The 2,973-nt window shown below is 73.5% G+C and carries 1 protein-coding gene; it reads right to left on the reverse strand.

Annotated features, from left to right (window positions below; translation table 11 throughout):
- The coding region (locus ACFU53_RS47445; RefSeq protein WP_384006713.1) for a type I polyketide synthase at window positions 1–2,973 on the reverse strand (2,973 nt) is incomplete at both ends.

A 2,973-nucleotide genomic window follows, 5' to 3' on the forward strand; every position in this document is an offset into this window, starting at 1 on the left:
TCGGGCCGTACGCCCCAGGATTCCAGCAGGCGGTAGAGGGCGACCTCGAAGGCGAAGAGGGCGGGCTGGGCGTGCTCGGTGCGGTTCAGCCGCTCCGCGTCGTCGCCGAGGACCACCGCGCGCAGTCCGGGGACGCGCTCGCACACGGCGTCGAAGGTTTCGGCGAACACCGGGTGGGCCGCGTGCAGTTCGCGGCCCATCCCCGGCCGCTGGGCACCCTGCCCGGTGAACAGGAACGCGGTCCTGCCGCCGGTGCGGGCGGTGCCGGTGACCGTGCCGGGCAGCGGCGCTCCGTCGGTCAGGGCCCGCAGTTGGGCGGCGAGTCCGTCCCGGTCGGCGTCGACGAGGACGGCCCGGTGGGAGAACGTGGTACGGGTGGTCGCCAGCGCCAGGGCTGTGTCGGCGAGCGGAACACCCGGGTGCCCGGTCACATGGTCGAGGAGTTGTGCGGCCTGGGCGCGCAGGGCGTCCCGGCTGCGGGCACTGATCACCCACGGCACCGGACCCCCGCCCGGCACCCCACCCGGCACCCCACCCGACTCCTCCGCCACCGACTCCTCGGGGACGGCCTCCAGCACCACATGCGCGTTCGTCCCACTGATACCGAACGACGACACACCCGCACGACGCGGACGCTCCACCGACTCCGGCCAGTCCCGCGCCCGGGTCAGCAACTCCACCCCACCCGACGACCAGTCCACATGCGACGACGGCGCATCCACATGCAACGTCGCCGGCACCACCCCGTGCCGCATCGCCAGCACCATCTTCATCACACCAGCCACACCCGCACCCGCCTGCGTGTGACCCACATTCGACTTCACCGAACCCAGCCACAACGGCCGCCCATCGGCCCTGTCCCGCCCGTACGTGGCCAGCAACGCCTGCGCCTCGATCGGATCACCCAACCGCGTCCCCGTACCGTGCGCCTCCACCACATCCACCTCGGACGCCGACACCCCCGCATCCACCAGAGCCGCACGGATCACCCGCTGCTGAGCCGGACCGTTCGGCGCACTCAACCCGTTCGACGCACCATCCTGATTCACCGCCGAACCACGCACCACCGCAAGAACCGGATGCCCCAGCCGCCGCGCATCCGACAACCGCTCCACCAACAACAGACCACCACCCTCCGAAAACCCCGTCCCGTCCGCCGCATCCGCGAACGCCTTGCACCGCCCGTCCACCGCCAGCCCCCGCTGACGACTGAAGTCCACGAACAGACCGGGTGAGGCCATGACGGTCACGCCGCCGGCGAGGGCGAGGTCGCACTCGCCGCTGCGCAGCGACTGTGCGGCCAGGTGGAGGGCCACCAGGGAGGCGGAGCAGGCGGTGTCGACGGTGACCGCCGGGCCTTCCAGGCCGAAGGTGTACGACAACCGGCCGGAGACGACGCTGGCGGCGTTGCCGGTCAGCATGTAGCCCTCGAAGTCCTCGCCGGAGGCGGCGAGCATGCCGGTGTAGTCCTGCCCGTTGGTGCCGGCGAACACGCCGGTGCGGCTGCCGCGCAGCGAACGCGGGTCGATGCCCGCCCGCTCGAACGTCTCCCAGGCCATCTCCAGCAGCAGACGCTGCTGCGGGTCCATGGCGACGGCCTCGCGCGGCGAGATGTTGAAGAACGCCGGGTCGAACCCGCCCGCGTCGCTGAGGAATCCACCGGTCCGGGTGTAGACGGTGCCGACCTTGCCGGGGTCGGGGTCGTAGAGGGCGTCGAGGTCCCAGCCGCGGTCCTCGGGGAAGGGCACCAGGCCCTCCTCGCTTTCCAGGAGCATCCGCCACAGTTGTTCGGGGGTGCGGATGTCGCCGGGGAAACGGCAGCCCATGGCGACGATGGCGATCTCGTCATCGATGGCGGCGGAGCGGCGTGGGGTGTCGTCCGGGGTGACGGGCACGGTGTCGGCGGCGACCTCGGCCAGCAGGAAGTCGGCGAGGGCGCGGCAGTTCGGGTGGTCGAAGACGAGGGTGCTGGGCAGGCGCAGGCCGGTGATGCGGTTCATGCCGTTGCGCAGTTCGACGGCGCTGAGCGAGTCGATGCCCAGGTCGGTGAAGGGGCGTTCCGGTTCGACGGCGTCGGCGGCGGGGTAGCCGAGGACGCCCGCGACATGGCCGCGCACGATCTCCAGGACGGCTCCGGCCCGTTCGTAGTCGGGCAGGGCGGCCAGGTGGGTGTGGAGCGAGGAGGCGTCGGCGGTGGCGGGTGCGCTGTCCTGGCGCGCCATGTCCAGCGCCCGGCGGGCGGCGGGCAGTTCGTCCAGCAGGTGGCTGGGGCGGGGCGCGGTGAAGGACGGGGCGTAGGTGTCCCAGCGCAGGTCGGTGACGACGACGTGGGTGTCGCCGAGGTCGAGGGCGTGGCCGAGGGCCTCGCAGGCGGCGGCGGTGTCCATGGGGTGGACTCCGTGGCGCCGCATGCGGTCGCCCGCCGCGTCGCCGACCATGCCGCCGTCGGCCCACAGTCCCCAGGAGACGGCGGTGGCGGGCAGTCCGGCGGTTCGGCGCTCGGCGGCGAGGGCGTCGAGGTAGGCGTTGCCGGGGGCGTAGTTGCCGAGGCCCGCGCCGCTGAGGACGCCCGCGGTGGAGGAGAACAGTACGAAGGCGGAGAGGCCGAGGTCACGGGTGAGCTCGTGCAGGGCGCGGGCGGCGGTGGCCTTGCCGCGCAGGACGGGGTCCATGCGGCCGGGGGTGAGTGAGTCGATCACGCCGTCGTCGAGGGACCCGGCCGCGTGGAACACGGCGTCGAGGGGCCTGTCGGCGGGCACGGCCGCGAGCAGCCCGGCGAGGGCGGCGCGGTCGGACACGTCGCAGGCGGCGAGGGTGACGTCGACGCCGCGGGCGGCCAGTTCGTCGCGCAGGCCGGTGGCACCGGGCGCGTCGGCGCCGCGGCGGCCGGCCAGCACCAGGTGGGTGGCGCCGCGGTCGGCGAGCCAGCGGGCGACATGGCCGCCGAGGGCGCCGGTGCCGCCGGTGACGAGG

The sequence above is a fragment of the Streptomyces sp. NPDC057474 genome (genome assembly GCF_042802555.1).
GTDB lineage: Bacteria > Actinomycetota > Actinomycetes > Streptomycetales > Streptomycetaceae > Streptomyces.